General features: G+C 60.5%; 17 protein-coding genes. 5 read left to right on the top strand and 12 right to left on the bottom strand.

Annotation, left to right across the window (positions count from 1 at the left end; genetic code table 11):
• Nucleotides 1-10 precede the first annotated feature (10 nt).
• From rodA to CKW20_RS21140, 6 genes are all read right to left on the bottom strand, one after another.
• Nucleotides 11-1,114, bottom strand: coding sequence for a rod shape-determining protein RodA (gene rodA, locus CKW20_RS21165; protein WP_176466938.1), 1,104 nt, complete (start codon nucleotides 1,112-1,114; stop codon nucleotides 11-13).
• A gap of 31 nt (nucleotides 1,115-1,145) precedes the next feature.
• Nucleotides 1,146-3,041, bottom strand: coding sequence for a penicillin-binding protein 2 (gene mrdA, locus CKW20_RS21160; RefSeq protein ID WP_095054613.1), 1,896 nt, complete (start codon nucleotides 3,039-3,041; stop codon nucleotides 1,146-1,148).
• A gap of 10 nt (nucleotides 3,042-3,051) precedes the next feature.
• Complete coding sequence (gene rlmH / locus CKW20_RS21155; RefSeq protein ID WP_003185785.1) at nucleotides 3,052-3,519, bottom strand: 23S rRNA (pseudouridine(1915)-N(3))-methyltransferase RlmH; 468 nt, start codon at nucleotides 3,517-3,519, stop codon at nucleotides 3,052-3,054.
• A gap of 9 nt (nucleotides 3,520-3,528) precedes the next feature.
• Nucleotides 3,529-4,023, bottom strand: coding sequence for a ribosome silencing factor (gene rsfS / locus CKW20_RS21150; protein WP_095054612.1), 495 nt, complete (start codon nucleotides 4,021-4,023; stop codon nucleotides 3,529-3,531).
• Between the two features lie 72 nt (nucleotides 4,024-4,095).
• Nucleotides 4,096-4,758: a nicotinate-nucleotide adenylyltransferase gene (gene nadD / locus CKW20_RS21145; protein WP_095054677.1), complete on the bottom strand. Its 663-nt coding sequence runs from the start codon at nucleotides 4,756-4,758 to the stop codon at nucleotides 4,096-4,098.
• Between the two features lie 28 nt (nucleotides 4,759-4,786).
• On the bottom strand, nucleotides 4,787-6,058 hold the full coding sequence (locus CKW20_RS21140) for a glutamate-5-semialdehyde dehydrogenase (RefSeq protein WP_095054611.1): 1,272 nt from the start codon (nucleotides 6,056-6,058) through the stop codon (nucleotides 4,787-4,789).
• A 177-nt stretch (nucleotides 6,059-6,235) separates the two neighbouring features.
• On the opposite strand from CKW20_RS21140, the gene CKW20_RS21135 reads away from it, so the two are divergent.
• Nucleotides 6,236-6,934, top strand: coding sequence for a DNA-3-methyladenine glycosylase (locus tag CKW20_RS21135; RefSeq protein ID WP_095054610.1), 699 nt, complete (start codon nucleotides 6,236-6,238; stop codon nucleotides 6,932-6,934).
• Between the two features lie 115 nt (nucleotides 6,935-7,049).
• Nucleotides 7,050-8,366, top strand: a complete 1,317-nt coding sequence (locus CKW20_RS21130; RefSeq protein WP_095054609.1) for a bifunctional DedA family/phosphatase PAP2 family protein — start codon at nucleotides 7,050-7,052, stop codon at nucleotides 8,364-8,366.
• Between the two features lie 72 nt (nucleotides 8,367-8,438).
• Here the strand turns inward: CKW20_RS21130 and CKW20_RS21125 are convergent, their stop codons facing one another.
• The 3 genes from CKW20_RS21125 to CKW20_RS21115 are packed head-to-tail and all read right to left on the bottom strand — an operon-like array spanning nucleotide 8,439 to nucleotide 10,115.
• Nucleotides 8,439-9,029: an LON peptidase substrate-binding domain-containing protein gene (locus CKW20_RS21125; protein WP_052967100.1), complete on the bottom strand. Its 591-nt coding sequence runs from the start codon at nucleotides 9,027-9,029 to the stop codon at nucleotides 8,439-8,441.
• Between the two features lie 10 nt (nucleotides 9,030-9,039).
• Nucleotides 9,040-9,756 carry an LrgB family protein gene (locus tag CKW20_RS21120; protein WP_095054608.1) on the bottom strand — a complete coding sequence of 239 codons (717 nt, stop codon included), beginning with the start codon at nucleotides 9,754-9,756 and terminating at the stop codon, nucleotides 9,040-9,042.
• Nucleotides 9,753-10,115, bottom strand: a complete 363-nt coding sequence (locus CKW20_RS21115) for a CidA/LrgA family protein (RefSeq protein ID WP_095054607.1) — start codon at nucleotides 10,113-10,115, stop codon at nucleotides 9,753-9,755. Before CKW20_RS21115 ends, CKW20_RS21120 begins: the two co-directional genes overlap by 4 nt.
• 178 nt (nucleotides 10,116-10,293) lie before the next feature.
• Between CKW20_RS21115 and CKW20_RS21110 the strand changes: the two genes are divergently transcribed.
• The 3 genes from CKW20_RS21110 to CKW20_RS21100 all read left to right on the top strand — a co-directional run bounded on the left by CKW20_RS21110 (nucleotide 10,294) and on the right by CKW20_RS21100 (nucleotide 13,248).
• Nucleotides 10,294-10,749, top strand: a complete 456-nt coding sequence (locus tag CKW20_RS21110) for a MaoC family dehydratase (RefSeq protein ID WP_095054606.1) — start codon at nucleotides 10,294-10,296, stop codon at nucleotides 10,747-10,749.
• Between the two features lie 114 nt (nucleotides 10,750-10,863).
• Nucleotides 10,864-12,579: a C13 family peptidase gene (locus CKW20_RS21105; protein ID WP_095054605.1), complete on the top strand. Its 1,716-nt coding sequence runs from the start codon at nucleotides 10,864-10,866 to the stop codon at nucleotides 12,577-12,579.
• A gap of 27 nt (nucleotides 12,580-12,606) precedes the next feature.
• Nucleotides 12,607-13,248 (top strand): oxidoreductase, encoded by a 642-nt coding sequence (locus tag CKW20_RS21100; RefSeq protein ID WP_095054604.1) that lies wholly within the window; start codon nucleotides 12,607-12,609, stop codon nucleotides 13,246-13,248.
• 114 nt (nucleotides 13,249-13,362) lie between these two features.
• Here CKW20_RS21100 and CKW20_RS21095 read toward each other — a convergent pair whose 3' ends face one another.
• From CKW20_RS21095 to mpl, 3 genes are read right to left on the bottom strand one after another with little or no spacing between them, the layout of a single operon-like run.
• Nucleotides 13,363-13,647, bottom strand: a complete 285-nt coding sequence (locus CKW20_RS21095) for a YceK/YidQ family lipoprotein (RefSeq protein WP_095054603.1) — start codon at nucleotides 13,645-13,647, stop codon at nucleotides 13,363-13,365.
• On the bottom strand, nucleotides 13,640-14,272 hold the full coding sequence (ubiX, locus tag CKW20_RS21090) for a flavin prenyltransferase UbiX (RefSeq protein WP_007894343.1): 633 nt from the start codon (nucleotides 14,270-14,272) through the stop codon (nucleotides 13,640-13,642). The genes CKW20_RS21095 and ubiX overlap by 8 nt, the downstream gene beginning before the upstream one ends.
• Nucleotides 14,269-15,618, bottom strand: a complete 1,350-nt coding sequence (gene mpl, locus CKW20_RS21085) for a UDP-N-acetylmuramate:L-alanyl-gamma-D-glutamyl-meso-diaminopimelate ligase (protein WP_008009026.1) — start codon at nucleotides 15,616-15,618, stop codon at nucleotides 14,269-14,271. Before mpl ends, ubiX begins: the two co-directional genes overlap by 4 nt.
• Between the last annotated feature and the right edge of the window lie 20 nt (nucleotides 15,619-15,638).

The raw sequence follows: 15,638 nt of genomic DNA, 5'->3' as shown, positions 1-15,638 counted from the left end.
TTCACCTTATTCAAACCTGTGCGATCCACTTGCGATGGGTATGGATCGACATCAAAACCCCAAACGCTGACAGTAGCGTCACCAGCGAAGTTCCTCCGTAGCTAATGAATGGCAACGGCACCCCCACAACCGGCAACAGGCCACTGACCATACCGATGTTGACGAAAACGTAAACAAAAAACGTCATGGTCAGGCTGCCCGCGAGCAATTTGCCGAACAATGTCTGAGCCTGGGCAGTAATCACCAGCCCGCGACCGATCAACAGCAGGTAAATCAGCAACAATGCGCAGATGCCCACCAGGCCGAACTCTTCGCCCATCACCGCAATAATGAAGTCGGTGTGGCTTTCCGGAAGGAAGTCCAGGTGCGACTGGGTGCCGAGCAACCAGCCTTTGCCGAACACGCCGCCGGAACCGATGGCCGCTTTCGACTGAATGATGTTCCAGCCCGTGCCCAGCGGATCGCTCTCGGGGTCGAGGAAGGTCAGAATTCGCTGCTTCTGGTAGTCGTGCATGACGAAGTACCACATGCCGACCGCCACCGGCACAGCCGCCGCAATCACGCTGAGAATCCAGCGCCAGCGCAGGCCACCCATGAACAGAACGAACGCACCACCGGCGAGGATCAGCAACGAAGTGCCGAGGTCGGGCTGACGCACGATCAGGATGAATGGCAACCCGATCAGAAACAGACTGACGCCCACATGCTTGAGCTGCGGCGGCAAGGTGCGCTTGGACAGGTACCAGGCAATGGTCGCGGGCATCAGAATCTTCATGAATTCCGAAGGCTGGAAGCGGATCACCCCGGGAATGTTGATCCAGCGCGTGGCGCCCATGGCGTTGTGGCCCATGACATCCACTATCACCAGCAACAGCACGCCGATCACATAGCCGACCGGCACCCAGCGGGCCATGAAGCGCGGCTCGAATTGGGCGATGACGATCATCGACACCAGGCCGATGCCGAAGGAAGTGGCTTGCTTGGCCAGCAGATCCCAGCTTTTGCCGCTGGCCGAATACAGCACGAACAGGCTGCCGGCCGCGAGGGTCAACAGCAGAATCAGCAGCGGGCCGTCGATGTGCAGGCGCTGGAGCAGCGTCGCACGGCGACGCATCACATCCTCGCTGGAGAGCATGCGATCGAAATTATTCTTCACGGGCCGTAGCCTCCGCACTGATAGGGCTGGCGTATTCGGCTTTCAGTCGGCCATCCTGGTCCAGGAGCCAGGCGTCCATGACTTGACGCACCACAGGTGCAGCGACGCCGGAACCGGACTCGCCGTTCTCGACCATCACCGACACCACGATTTGCGGGTTGTCGGCCGGCGCGAAGCCGACGAACAAGGCGTGGTCGCGGTGACGTTCCTGAACCTTGGAGCGGTCGTACTTTTCGCCCTGCTTGATCGCGACCACCTGAGCCGTACCACTCTTGCCGGCAATCCGGTATTGAGCACCGATGGACGCCTTGCGCGCCGTACCGCGGGCACCGTGCATCACCTGCTGCATGCCGTGGTTGACCTTGGTCCAGTCCGACGGGTCACGCAGGATAATGTCCGGCATTGGATTTTCGTCCACCGGCTTCGCCCCTTCGAGGGTCTTGGCCAAATGCGGACGATTCCAGACACCCTTGTTGGCCACCAGCGCCGTGGCCTGGGCCAACTGCAACGGAGTGGACTGCATGTAGCCCTGACCGATCCCGAGAATCAGCGTCTCGCCCGGGTACCAGGCTTGACGACGGGTCGCGCGCTTCCATTCCCGGGTCGGCATCAACCCCGGCGATTCTTCGAACATGTCCAGGGAGACCTTCTGGCCAATGCCGAATTTGCTCATGTACGCCGACAACCGATCGATCCCCAGCTTGTGGGCCAAGTCATAGAAGTAGGTGTCGTTGGAGCGCATGATCGCCGTGTCCAGATCCACGTAACCGTCGCCGGTACGGTTCCAGTTACGGTATTTGTGATCATAGTTGGGCAATTGGTAGTAACCGGGGTCGTAGACCCGGGTCGATGCGGTGACCACGCCCGCATCCAGACCGGCAATCGCCACCGCCGGTTTAATCGTCGAGCCCGGCGGGTACAGACCGCGCAACACGCGGTTGAACAGTGGCCGGTCGATGGAATCGCGCAACTCGGAATAGGCTTTGAAGCTGATGCCGGTGACGAACAGGTTCGGGTCGAAACTCGGCTGACTGACCATCGCCAGCACTTCGCCGGTTTTCGGGTCCAGCGCCACCACCGCGCCACGGCGACCGCCCAGTGCGGCCTCGGCAGCTTCCTGGAGTTTGATGTCCAGGCTCAGGACAATGTCCTTGCCGGAAATCGGTTCGGTACGTTTGAGTACCCGCAGCACGCGGCCGCGGGCGTTGGTCTCGACTTCTTCGTAACCCACCTGGCCGTGCAACTCGGACTCGTAGAAGCGCTCGATACCGGTTTTGCCAATTTGATGGGTACCGCTGTAACCCACCGGATCCAGGGTTTTGAGCTCTTTCTCGTTGATCCGCCCCATGTAACCCACCGAGTGCGCAAAGTGCGCGCCCTGCGGGTAATGACGCACCAACTGCGCGACCACTTCCACCCCGGGCAGGCGGAATTGGTTCACCGCGATGCGGGCGATCTGCTCTTCGGTCAGCTCGAACAGGATGGGCACCGGTTCAAACGGTCGGCGCCCCTGACGCATGCGCTTCTCGAAGATCACCCGGTCTTCAGGCGTCAGCTCCAGCACTTCAACGATCACATCGAGCACTTGCTGCCAGTCGCCGGAGCGTTCGCGGGTCATGCTCAGGCTGAAGCTCGGTCGGTTGTCGGCCACCACCACGCCATTGCGGTCGAAGATCAACCCGCGAGTCGGTGGAATCGGCTGCACATGGACGCGGTTGTTTTCCGACAGGGTCGAGTGGTACTCGTACTGGATCACCTGAAGGAAATACAGCCGCGCGATCAGCACCCCAATCAGCGCTACAACTGCAATGGCCCCGAACACGACGCGGCCACGCACCAGACGGGCGTCTTTTTCGTGGTCCTTGATGCGGATCGGCTGGGGCATGAGGGCAGAACTACTTGTGGTAAGGGTGGCCGGACAGCACTGTCCAGGCACGATACAGCTGTTCGCCGATCAGAATCCGCACCAATGGGTGCGGCAACGTCAACGGCGACAACGACCAGCGTTGATCCGCCCGCGCACAGACTTCCGGCGCCAGCCCCTCGGGGCCGCCGACCATGAAATTCACCGTGCGCGAGTCCAGCCGCCAGCGATCGAGCTCAACCGCCAGTTGCTCGGTGCTCCAGGGCTTGCCGTGGACTTCGAGGGTGACAATGCGCTCATTCGGCCCGACCTTGGCCAGCATGGCTTCGCCTTCCTGACGGATAAAGCGCGCCACGTCGGCGTTCTTGCCGCGGGTGTTGAGCGGAATTTCCACCAGTTCCAGCGCCAGCTCGGACGGAAGACGCTTGGCATATTCATGCCAGCCTTCTTCCACCCATTTGGGCATGCGTGAACCGACGGCGATCAGTCGCAGTCGCACAGCGTTCCCTTATTGCTGGTCTTTGTTGAGCTTGGTGAAATGCTCATGGGTGTTTTCCGGGCTGTGATGCGCGGCGCTGGCCGAACGGCTCTGCTCGGCACCGGCCCACAGGCGTTCCAGGTCATAGAACTGGCGCGCCGAGGCAGTCATCATGTGTACGATGACATCGTCCATGTCCAGCAACACCCAGTCGCTGTCGCCCTTGCCTTCTTCACCCAACGGCTTGACGCCCTTGGCCTTGACCGCTTCGCGGACCTTGTCCAGCATCGCGCCGATCTGGCGGTTGGAAGTACCGGTAGCGATGATCATGAAGTCAGTGATGCTCTGCTTTTCACGAACGTCGATCACCTGAATGTCCTGGGCCTTGACATCTTCCAGGGCCGCTACGGCAACCTTGACCAGCTCTTCGCCGACCAGTGCAACGCCTGTTGGAGCCTCTACCGGCAGCGGAGCGCTCTTGAATGTGCCCTTGCGCTTTACTTTGTTTACGTCTTTGTCAGTCATATAAAACTCGTTTTGCTCGTATGTTCGGGCGCTTCGATACACGCGTTCACGTGCCTTGAAGCGCGCCCTTTTTCAGTTCGACGCACGGTAGAGTCCGTGCGCATCGATGTAGGCCAGGACCGCGTCGGGCACCAGGAAACGTACCGACTTACCGCTGGCCAGCAGTTGACGGATCTGGGTGGCGGATACCGCGAGCGGCGTCTGCCAGACGAATGCAATCTGTCCGCTCGGCCCTTTGAGGGCCAGCGGGTCGTTCACCGAGCGCGCTGCCAGCAGGTTGCGCAAGGCATCCGGCGGTTCGCTGTCGGCATCCGGGCGTTGCAGCACCAGGATGTGGCAATGCTGGAGCAACTCTTCCCAGCGGTGCCAAGTGGGCAGGCCGCAAAATGCGTCCCAGCCCAAAAGTAGAAAAACCTGGTCTGGGGCGGCCAGTTCGGCGCGCATCAGTTCCAGGGTATCGATGGTGTAGGACGGTTTGTCCCGCTGCAATTCGCGGGCGTCCACCACCAACGGTGGCACACCGGCCACCGCGCACTTGACCATCGCAAGACGGTCCTTCGCCGACACCTGCGGCGTACCGCGATGAGGCGGCCGGGCACTGGGTGTCAGACGCAACTCATCGAGCGCCAGCGATTCGGCGACTTCCAGCGCACCGCGCAAGTGGCCGATGTGCACTGGGTCGAAGGTCCCGCCCAGTACGCCAATGCGTCGAGGCTGGGGCTCGCTGGCGGTCATTTGGGTTGACGGGTCGAGGTCGCCCAAGTCAGACCGACTCCTGGCCGCGCAACTGACCGTCACCGACAACGATGTACTTCTCGCAGGTCAGACCTTCGAGGCCCACCGGACCGCGGGCGTGCAGCTTATCAGTAGAAATGCCAATCTCGGCACCCAATCCGTATTCGAAGCCATCGGCGAAGCACGTCGGGGTGTTGATCATTACCGAAGACGAATCGACTTCAGCCACGAAACGTCGGGTGTCGGCCAGGTTTTCGCTGACGATCGAATCGGTGTGATGGGAGCCGTACTTATTAATATGCTCGATGGCCTGATCCAGCCCGTCGACCACGCGGATCGAGAGGACCGGCGCCAGGTATTCGGTGTGCCAGTCATCTTCGGTGGCCGCAACGGCCTCGATGATCGCCCGTGTACGCTCGCAACCGCGCAGTTCGACGCCTTTCTCGCGGAACCGGGCAGCCATCGACGGCAGGAACTCCTTGGCGACAGCCTGATCGACCAGCAGGGTTTCCATGGCGCCACAGATACCGTAACGGTAAGTCTTGGCGTTGAACGCGATGCGCTGGGCTTTCGGCAGATCGGCGTGAGCACTGACGTAGACGTGACAGATGCCGTCCAGGTGCTTGATGACGGGCACGCAGGCGTCACGGCTGACGCGTTCGATCAAGCCACGGCCGCCACGGGGCACGATGACGTCAACGTATTCGGGCATGGTGATCAGTGCGCCGACGGCGGCCCGGTCGGTGGTTTCGACCACTTGCACTACAGCGGCCGGAAGATCGGCCTCGGCCAGGCCACGCTGGATGCAGGCGGCGATGGCACGGTTGGAATGAATCGCCTCGGAGCCGCCCCGCAGGATGGTCGCGTTGCCGGACTTCAGGCACAGGCTGGCGGCATCGATGGTCACGTTCGGCCGTGACTCGTAGATGATCCCGATCACGCCCAATGGCACGCGCATCTTGCCGACCTGGATACCAGTCGGGCGATAACTCATGTCGCGGATTGCACCAACCGGGTCCGGCAGTGCCGCGACCTGGCGCAAACCAACGATCATGCCGTCGATGCGCTCCGGGGTCAGTGCCAGACGCTCCAGCAGAGCAGGCTCAAGACCGTTGGCGCGGCCGGCGGCCAAATCCAGTTCATTGGCTGCGGTCAGCTCGGTGCGTGCAGCATCCAGCGCATTGGCAGCCGCCTGCAAGGCGCGGTTTTTCTGCGCGGTGCTGGCACGGCCGATCACGCGGGAAGCTTCGCGGGCGGCGCGCCCCAAACGGGTCATGTAGTCAAGAACGGACTCAGTCATGGTCTGCTGTGGTCTTGGTAAAGAGGAAAGCGGCAGATTATAGCTGTCGCGTCCCGGGACTAACAGCAGTGACGGGCGGATGGTCGAAATGGAGCGCAATTTGCTGACGTTCAGCCGTGATTAAGCTGCATATTGTTATCATCACGACTCAATCAGCCTTGATAAACGCTGTTCATCATGACCAATCTGCCTGTTTCTGCATCCGCTACGCGCCAGCCCAAGGGGCTGCCGGATGCATTTTTCGACCGCGATGCCCAAACGCTGGCCCGGGACTTACTGGGCAAAATCATCCGTCATCGGGTCGGCGACCTGTGGCTCAGTGTCCGAATTATCGAGACCGAAGCCTACTACTGCGAAGAAAAAGGCAGCCACGCCTCCCTTGGCTACACAGAAAAGCGTAAGGCTTTGTTTCTGGATGGCGGCCACATCTATATGTATTACGCCCGGGGCGGCGATTCCCTGAACTTCAGCGCTCAGGGTCCTGGTAATGCAGTGCTGATCAAATCCGCTTATCCATGGGTCGATGAATTGAGCGGGCCGGCGAGCCTGGCGCAGATGCTATTGAACAATCCCGACGCTCAAGGGCGCCCTCGCCCCTCGCAAAAGCTGTGTGCCGGGCAGACGCTGCTCTGCAAGGCGCTGGGGCTGAAGGTGCCAGTCTGGGATGCCAAGCGCTTCGACCATGAAGTACTGCTGGTGGAGGATGTCGGGCCTGCGCCCGGCCACATCATCCAGACCACACGCTTGGGCATTCCCGACGGGCGCGACGAACATTTGATGTACCGTTTTGTTGATGCGGCTTACGCACTTTACTGCACGCGCAACCCGCTGCGCCGGGGGCAAGTCGAAGGCCGCGATTATTTTTTGCTGTCCTGAATAATGGAAAATCCCATGTGGGAGCGAGCCTGCTCGCTCCCACATGGGATCTGTAGTGTTTTGAAGATAGGGTTCGCCTCTTGGGGCCGATTGATTATTCGATGGAGTTGTTTTTATGGGCCCATGGCTCGATAGCGTGACCGGTTGGCTGACGGTCAATCCGCAGTGGCTGGCCGCGGCAGTGTTCATAGTGGCTTGTGTGGAATGCCTGGCGATTGCCGGGCTTATCGTGCCCGGCACAGTATTGCTGTTTGCCGTGACGGTGCTGGCCGGCAGTGGCGCGCTGTCGCTGGGTGAAACGCTGCTGTTGGGCTTTCTTGGCGGCGTGCTGGGCGACATCGTTTCGTATTTTCTCGGCCGACATTTCCACCAGAACATCCGTCGCTTGCCGGGGTTGCGCCATCATCCGGAATGGATGGCCGGCGCCGAGGCTTATTTCCAGCGTTATGGCATCGCCAGCCTGTTGGTCGGACGCTTTATCGGCCCGCTGCGACCGATGCTGCCGATGGTCGCCGGAATGTTCGACATGCCGTTCCCGCGCTTCGCTGTCGTCAGCCTGTTGGCTGCCGCGGGCTGGACCGTTGCCTATCTGCTGCCTGGCTGGGCCACGGGCGCGGCGATTCGCTTGCCGTTGCCCGAGGGCTTCTGGCCTGAGGCCGGGATCGTCGCGGGCAGCATTGCAGTGATGGTAGGGCTGAGTGCAACCAGCAGCCTTCGCCGACATCGCAAGGCCACGATATTCATTACCAGCATGAGCCTATTGATTTTGGCGGGGCTGTTTATCGGCTATCCGCACCTGACCGCCCTCGACCAGGGGTTGATGGCCCTGATACAGGAACACCGCAGCCCGATGCTCGATGAAGCGGCCGTGGTGTTCACGCTGATCGGTGAGTTCCGCAACATGTTTATGTTCAGCGCTCTGCTGACAGTCTTGCTGTTGCTGACACGACAATGGCGGCACGCGATCTTCGCCGGCGGCACCCTGCTGTTCACCGCGCTGGGCAACACCGCGACCAAGCATTTTTTCGCCCGTGTGCGTCCGGAAGTGCTGAGTGACCCACTGACCAGCTACAGCATGCCCAGCGGCCATGCCTCGGGCTCTTTCGCGCTGTTCCTGACGCTCGCGGTGCTGGCTGGTCGCGGACAACCGCCACGAATGCGCCTGACCTGGTTATTGGTGGGCTGCTTGCCGGCGCTGACGATTGCCTTGTCGCGGGTGTACCTGGGAGCGCACTGGCCGACCGATGTACTGGCCGGCGCGATGTTGGCGGCATGCGTGTGTGCGGCCAGCCTTTGGCTGACTCAACGCCAGACTTCGCTCACCGCCATACCGCCGAAAATCTGGTGGCTGGTGTTGCCTTCATTGGTGGCATTGTTCGGTTTCTTTGTGTTGAGGCACATGCCGCATGCGATGTTGAGGTATGCGTACTGAAGATCAAAAGATCGCAGCCTTCGGCAGCTCCTACAGGGTGTACGCCAATTTTCTGCGATCTTTTAGCGCACGTCAGGCAAACAACTCACCCTGCAATTCATCCAGCAACGCCTGAATCGCATCCAGCCGTTGCTGCGGATCATCAAGTTGCAGCAGGTCAATCTTGTCCACCTCGGCAAACGGCAACAGGTAGGCCAGCTGATTGGCCAGCGACTGTTGCCCCGTCGCTTCGGTGCCCATGCTCAGCGCTTCGACCATCGGGTGTTCCGCCAAAGCCTTGAGCAGCGCGACCAGGTCGGCGTCCTCATCCTGTAGTGGTTGCTCGGGCTCGTCTTCCAGCCACTCGACTTCGGCGACGATCAACTGATTGCGCTGCACCTCCGTGCGCACAACGTGGAAACGCCGCCCGCCCTTCACCCGAATACCCAGCAAGCCATTGTCCTGCTGGTGGAAGTCGGTGATCAGCGCCTCGCACCCCACCCGTGCGTAGCCTTCAGGGGCGATGCCGACTTCTTCACCGTCGAGGATGCACACCACGCCGAAGCCGCCGCCCTGTTTCATGCAGCGACCGATCATGTCCAGGTAGCGCGCCTCGAAGATCTGCAAGTCGAGGATGCAGTCCGGAAACAGCACCGTGTTCAGCGGAAAAAGCGGCAAACTCATAGACATTTCCTTACACCACCATCGACACCGCCAACGGCAGGAACACCGCCGTGGCCACGCCCATCAGACTCATCGCCAGCGCCGCGAAGGCGCCGCACTCTTCATTTTCCTGCAAGGCCACCGAGGTACCGACCGCATGGGCGGTCATGCCCAGGGCCATACCACGGGCCTCTGGGCTATGGACACCGAGACGAGTCAAAAGACTCGGCCCGAAGATCGCCCCGATCACCCCGGTAATCAACACGAACACCGCCGCCAGCGCCGCGACGCCACCGATCTGCTGCGCCACCAGCATGGCAATCGGCGAGGTCACCGATTTGGGCGCCAGGGTCATCAGGATCATGTGGTCGGCACCGAACCACCAGCCCAGCAACACAACCATGCCCGTGGCGGCCACGCCACCTATCACCAGCGTAGTAAATATCGGCCAGAATAACTGACGGATCCGCCGCAGGTTGAGGTACAGCGGCACCGCCAGCGCAACGGTAGCCGGCCCGAGCAAGATACTGAGGATCTCGGTGCTCTTGCGGTATTCGGCGTAGCTCAGGCCACAACTGACCAGTACACCGATGACCAGTAACATGGAGACCAGCACCGGTTGCAGAAAAACCCAGCGAGTTTTCTCGAACGCTGCCAGCACCAACTGATACGCCCCCAGCGTAATACCAATACCGAACAATGGATGATGAATCACCGACACCCAGGCGCCGTGCCAATCGAACATCATTGGTCGTCCTCGGAATGGGCATGACGCTTGACCAAGCGCTCCATCAGCACCCCCGCGAAGGCCATCGACAGCAGCAACGACAACACCAGCGCACCGGTGATCGCCCAGAAATCCGCGGCAATGTCGGCGGCATACACCATCACCCCCACGGCCGGCGGTACCAATAGCAACGGCAGGTAACGCAGCAGACTGCTGGCCGCGAGGCTCAGCGGCTCGCCGACTTGGCCGCGAATAATCAGATATCCCAGCAATAGCAGCAGGCCAATGATCGGCCCCGGCAGCACAGGCAATATCAGATGGTTGAGGGCGGTGCCGAGCAATTGAAACAGCACCAGCCAGGTCAGGCCACGTAACAACATCCATCATCTCCTGCAAAAGGCGCGAGGCATTATAAGCACGTCAACACTATGAATCGGCATTCGCCAAAAGCATGGATAGTTGACCGGAGCCATTTGCCATGTTGATCTAAAGTGGTTCGCAGGGAGGTCTGATCCCCCACTCGAAAACTATAAAACCGATGACCCAAGGAGAGTCTCAATGCCCTATGTTCCAGTTGCAGAGCTCAAAGATTTTGTCGGCAAGGAACTCGGACGTTCCGAATGGCTCACCATCGATCAGGAACGCATCAACCTGTTCGCAGAAGCCACGGGCGATTTTCAGTTCATCCATGTCGACCCGGTCAAAGCCGCGCAAACACCTTTTGGCAGCACCATCGCCCATGGTTTCCTGTCGTTGTCGCTGATCCCCAAACTGATGGAAGACATCCTCATCCTGCCCGAAGGCGCGAAGATGGTGGTCAACTACGGTCTGGACAGCGTTCGTTTCATCCAGCCTGTGAAGGTCAATTCCAGGGTTCGACTCAAGGTCGACATGAACGAAGTCATCGAGAAAAAACCCGGCCAATGGCTGCTCAAGGCCACCGCCACGCTTGAAATCGAAGGGTCGGACAAACCGGCGTATATCGCCGAGCCACTGTCCCTCTGCTTCGTGTAAAGCATCCCGGATGCGAAGCAGCTCAGGCTGTTTCGCGCCGTGTCTCTGCCGTGTCTCTATAAATGCGACACATAGCTGCGGCATACTCGGTCGCCTAATTGCCCGGATCCCGCTATGCGCTCATTTGCACTCCTTGCTCTGACCCTGTTGCTCACCGCTTGCGGCGATGGCGAATCGTTATTGCCTCCCGACGCCCGCCTGCCGGACGGCGGACGCTATCGCGGTGATCTGGTCAACGGTTTGCTGCAAGGCGAGGGTCGCATCGATTACCCGAACGGCAGCTGGTACGCCGGCCAGTTCGACAAAGGCCAATGGCATGGCCAGGGCGAATGGCACGGCAGCAATGGCGAGGTCTATCGCGGACAATTCCAGCAAGGGCTATTCGACGGTCAAGGCACGCTGACCACCACTGGCAGCAGCTATACCGGCGGTTTCAAGGCGGGTCGACGGGACGGTGAAGGCACCCTCAAAGAAAACGTCATGACCTACCGCGGCGAATTCAAGGCCGATCAATATTCAGGGCTCGGTCGTCTGGAACTCGAAGACGGCAGCCAGTACCAAGGTCAATTCGCCCACGGCAAACCCAACGGCGAAGGCCAGCGCAGCGATGCCAGCGGCAATCAGTTCACCGGGCATTTCGCTGACGGCCAGCTGGAAGGCAACGGCACCTTCAACAGTGCCGATGGCGATATCTATGTCGGCGGCTTCAAGAACAATCAACTGCACGGCAAGGGCCGCTACGAGAACGCCGATGGCGATGTCTGGCTCGGTCAGTTCAAGGAAGGCGTGCTCAGCGGCAAGGGCGAGTTGATCGGCGCCGACGGCAGTCACTACATCGGTCAGTTCAGCGACTGGCGTTTCACCGGTCAGGGCCGCTTGAACCTGGCCGATGGCAGTTTCTATACCGGCCAGTTCGACGGCGACAACTATCAGGGCCAGGGTACTTTGGTGCTGACCGATGGCACGGTGCAGAGCGGCACCTGGGTCAATAGTCAGCGCGTGCGCGATGCCGACGGCAAGCTGTTGCCCGACCCCCTCGAACTCGGCTTGCTGGCTCAAGGTCGCTTGCTCGACGATGCACTGGCCAACGTGCCCGCCTCGACCCCCGCGGTCGAGCTGTACACCATGACCGTCGGCGGCGACGGCAAGCAGAGCGTGTTCCTGCGCGAATCCGATTACGTCGCCAACATGCTCGCCAGCCGTTTCGGCGCCTTCGGTCAGATCCGCCTGGTCAACCATCGCGATCACCTCGGCGACCGGCCGATGGCCACCCGGGAGAACCTGCGCCGCGCCGCCCAGACCCTGGCCGAACGCAGCGGCCCGGAAGACTTGCTGTTCATTTACCTGACCAGCCATGGCACCAGCGAACACGAACTGGTGCTCGACCAGCCACGCATGGAACTGGCCGACCTGCCGGCCGACGAACTCGCCGCCGTCCTCGCGCCCCTGAAGAAACGCGACAAGATCATTGTGATTTCGTCTTGCTATTCCGGCGGTTTCATCCCCGCACTCAAGGACGAACGCACCCTGATCATGACCGCCTCGCGCGCCGACCGAGTGTCCTTTGGGTGTTCGGAGGAAGCCAACTTCACCTATTTCGGCGACGCGCTGTTCGCCCAGGCGCTGAACCAGACCGATGATCTGGAGCAAGCCTTCAAACTGGCCAGGGCCACCGTGGCCGAACGTGAACTGGCCGACAACTTCGAAGCCTCCGAGCCGCAAATCTGGGCCCCGAAAACCGTTCTCGCCCATTGGCAATCGTTACGCAAACAGCAGGCACGAAAGGCCCTGCAAAGTGTCTCTATCAGCAAGGATGAAAAGAGCAACTAAGCTGAATAGTATCAAGGGGGAATGACTATGTACTTGACGCCTCAGCATGTATTGCTTGCCGGAGCTACCGGGTTAACCGGTGAACATTTGCTTGACCGTCTACTTAACGAGCCAACGATTACACGGGTATTAGCCCCCTCACGCCGGCCGCTGGCCGAGCATCCTCACTTGGAAAACCCGGTCGGCGACCCGGCAACGTTTTTGCCGCAATTGAACGGTCGCGTCGACATTGCCTATTGCTGCCTCGGCACCACAATCAAACAAGCCGGCTCCGAGCAAGCATTTCGCGCAGTGGACCTGGACATGGTCGTGGCCTTCGCCAAGCGTGCGCGTGAAATGGGCGCACGGCACTTGATCGTGATCAGCGCCCTGGGCGCCGATCGCAGATCCTCGATTTTCTACAATCGGGTCAAAGGCGAGATGGAACACGCATTGCGCGCGCAGAATTGGCCGCAGCTGACCATTTGCCGGCCTTCGTTGTTATTGGGCGATCGCGTCGAGCCACGACTGGGCGAGAAAGTTGCCGGTCCGTTGTCGCGATTGATTCCGGGCAAATACCACGGCATCGAAGCCTGCCAACTGGCCCGAGCGATGTGGCGCCTGGCGCTGGAAGAGCAGGATGGCGTGCGGATTGTCGAGTCGGATGAGTTGCGCAAGCTCGGAAAGTAATCTTGCGGACGCCTTCGCGGGCAAGCCTCGCTCCTACAAGTTAGAGGTATGCCGTGAAAACGACGCATTCCCTGTAGGAGCGAGGCTTGCCCGCGAACAGAGCGCAAAGCGCTCCTACAATCCACCCGTCGCCTGAAAATTCACTCCCAACACCGTCAACAACGACAGCGGCAACAGCAACGTGTCGAGCAAGGCGCTGGCCGGCAGGTCAACACCCGGATAGCTCGGCGCTTCTGCACCGAATCGGTCCATGGCGCAACACCCGCCATTCATCGCATACCAATCCAGACGCGTCCCCGAATACACCACCGGCGCTCCAGGCTTGGCGGCATCGAGGGTGCGCACCGTGGCGCAGCCCGCCAACTGCAAAGCCAACAGGATGATCAGCAGCTTATTCATCGCTGCTCAAATGGTGTTCGCCCCAACGCGGCAGCATGTCTTGCGGGATGTTCAAACAGTTGAGAATTCGCGCCACGACGAAGTCGATCAAGTCATCGATGGTCTGCGGCTGGTGATAGAAGCCCGGCGATGCTGGCAAAATCGTCACGCCCATGTTCGACAGCTTGAGCATGTTCTCCAGATGAATGCTCGAATACGGCGCCTCGCGCGGCACCAGAATCAGCTGGCGGCGCTCCTTCAAGGTCACGTCGGCAGCCCGCTCGATCAAATTGTTGCAGGCCCCGGTCGCGATAGCCGACAAGGTCCCGGTGGAACACGGCACCACCACCATCGCCGCTGGCGAGCCAGACCCCGAAGCCACCGGCGACATCCAGTCTTCCTTGCCATACACCCGAATCTGCCCGGCAGCGGCGCCAGTGTATTCAGTGAGGAAGGCTTGCATCATCTGCGGTTTCGACGGCAGAGAGACATCGGTCTCGGTGGCCATCACCAGTTGCGCGGCCTTGGAGATCAGGAAGTGCACCTCGCGGTCTTCACGCACCAGGCAGTCGAGCAGGCGCAAGCCGTACTGAGCACCCGAAGCGCCGGTCATCGCCAGCGTGATGCGTTCCGGGCCGTTGTTCATTGCAGCGCCTCGGCCAGTTTGCCGTGCAGCCCGCCGAAGCCGCCGTTGCTCATGATCACCACGTGAGTGCCGGGCTGGGCCTGGCTCTTCACACGCTCGATGATGCCTTCCAGCGAATCGCTGACGATCGACGGCACCGTGCACAACGCTGCGGTGGCACCCAGATCCCAACCGAGGTTGGCCGGCGAATACCAGATCACCTGATCGGCATCGACCACACTTTCCGGCAAACCATCGCGGTGAGCGCCGAGCTTCATGGAGTTGGAGCGCGGCTCAATGATCGCGATCAACGGCGCGTCGCCAATGCGCTTGCGCAGACCGTCGAGGGTGGTGGCGATGGCAGTCGGGTGGTGAGCGAAATCGTCGTAAATGGTGATGCCACGCACTTCCGCGACTTTCTCCATCCGGCGCTTCACGCTTTTAAACGCGCTCAGTGCAGCGATGCCCATCGACGGTACTACGCCGACGTGACGCGCAGCAGCCAAGGTGGCCAAGGCGTTGGCGACGTTGTGCTGGCCGGTCATGTCCCACTCGACCACGCCTTGAACGGCGCCTTCGAACATCACTTCGAATTTCGAGCCGTCTTCACTGAGCAGTTTGACTTGCCACTGACCGCCGGCACCGGTGGTTTGCACCGGGGTCCAGCAGCCCATTTCGATCACGCGCAGCAAGGCTGGCTCGGTGGTCGGATGGATCACCAGGCCTTCGCTCGGAATGGTCCGCACCAAGTGGTGGAACTGACGCTCGATGGCCGGCAGATCGGGGAAAATGTCGGCGTGATCGAACTCAAGATTGTTCAGGATCGCCGTGCGCGGACGGTAGTGAACGAATTTGGAGCGCTTGTCGAAGAATGCACTGTCGTATTCGTCGGCTTCGATCACGAAGAACGGCGTATCACCCAGACGCGCCGACACCGAGAAATTCTGCGGCACGCCGCCGATCAGGAAACCCGGGCTCATGCCGGCGTGCTCCAGCACCCAGGCAAGCATGCTGCTGGTGGTGGTTTTGCCGTGAGTGCCGGCAACCGCCAGCACCCAACGACCTTGCAATACGTGATCCGCCAGCCATTGCGGCCCGGAGACGTACGGCAGGCCTTTGTTCAACACATATTCGACGGCCGGGTTGCCACGGGACATGGCATTGCCGATCACCACCAGGTCCGGGGCCGGATCGAGTTGCGCCGGGTCGTAACCTTGGGTCAACTCAATGCCCTGGGCTTGCAGCTGAGTGCTCATCGGCGGATAGACGTTGGCATCGGAGCCCGTCACGTGATGGCCCAGCTCTTTGGCCAGAACCGCCATCGAACCCATGAAAGTGCCGCAAATACCAAGAATATGAATGTGCATAGTCGACCTCGTAAAACATG

Source organism: Pseudomonas sp. Irchel s3b2 (genome assembly GCF_900187445.1).
GTDB lineage: Bacteria > Pseudomonadota > Gammaproteobacteria > Pseudomonadales > Pseudomonadaceae > Aquipseudomonas.
The sequence above is the reverse complement of the archived record's forward strand: the minus strand, read 5'-3'. Positions and strand labels throughout refer to the sequence as shown.

Bases quoted from the DNA above. Each gene is read 5' to 3' on its own strand.
- rodA (WP_176466938.1), bottom strand. From the start codon at position 1,114: ATGCGTCGCCGTGCGACGCTGCTCCAGCGCCTGCACATCGACGGCCCG.
- mrdA (WP_095054613.1), bottom strand. From the start codon at position 3,041: ATGCCCCAGCCGATCCGCATCAAGGACCACGAAAAAGACGCCCGTCTG.
- rsfS (WP_095054612.1), bottom strand. From the start codon at position 4,023: ATGACTGACAAAGACGTAAACAAAGTAAAGCGCAAGGGCACATTCAAG.
- nadD (WP_095054677.1), bottom strand. From the start codon at position 4,758: ATGACCGCCAGCGAGCCCCAGCCTCGACGCATTGGCGTACTGGGCGGG.
- CKW20_RS21140 (WP_095054611.1), bottom strand. From the start codon at position 6,058: ATGACTGAGTCCGTTCTTGACTACATGACCCGTTTGGGGCGCGCCGCC.
- CKW20_RS21135 (WP_095054610.1), top strand. From the start codon at position 6,236: ATGACCAATCTGCCTGTTTCTGCATCCGCTACGCGCCAGCCCAAGGGG.
- CKW20_RS21130 (WP_095054609.1), top strand. From the start codon at position 7,050: ATGGGCCCATGGCTCGATAGCGTGACCGGTTGGCTGACGGTCAATCCG.
- CKW20_RS21125 (WP_052967100.1), bottom strand. From the start codon at position 9,029: ATGAGTTTGCCGCTTTTTCCGCTGAACACGGTGCTGTTTCCGGACTGC.
- CKW20_RS21120 (WP_095054608.1), bottom strand. From the start codon at position 9,756: ATGATGTTCGATTGGCACGGCGCCTGGGTGTCGGTGATTCATCATCCA.
- CKW20_RS21115 (WP_095054607.1), bottom strand. From the start codon at position 10,115: ATGTTGTTACGTGGCCTGACCTGGCTGGTGCTGTTTCAATTGCTCGGC.
- CKW20_RS21110 (WP_095054606.1), top strand. From the start codon at position 10,294: ATGCCCTATGTTCCAGTTGCAGAGCTCAAAGATTTTGTCGGCAAGGAA.
- CKW20_RS21105 (WP_095054605.1), top strand. From the start codon at position 10,864: ATGCGCTCATTTGCACTCCTTGCTCTGACCCTGTTGCTCACCGCTTGC.
- CKW20_RS21100 (WP_095054604.1), top strand. From the start codon at position 12,607: ATGTACTTGACGCCTCAGCATGTATTGCTTGCCGGAGCTACCGGGTTA.
- CKW20_RS21095 (WP_095054603.1), bottom strand. From the start codon at position 13,647: ATGAATAAGCTGCTGATCATCCTGTTGGCTTTGCAGTTGGCGGGCTGC.
- ubiX (WP_007894343.1), bottom strand. From the start codon at position 14,272: ATGAACAACGGCCCGGAACGCATCACGCTGGCGATGACCGGCGCTTCG.
- mpl (WP_008009026.1), bottom strand. From the start codon at position 15,618: ATGCACATTCATATTCTTGGTATTTGCGGCACTTTCATGGGTTCGATG.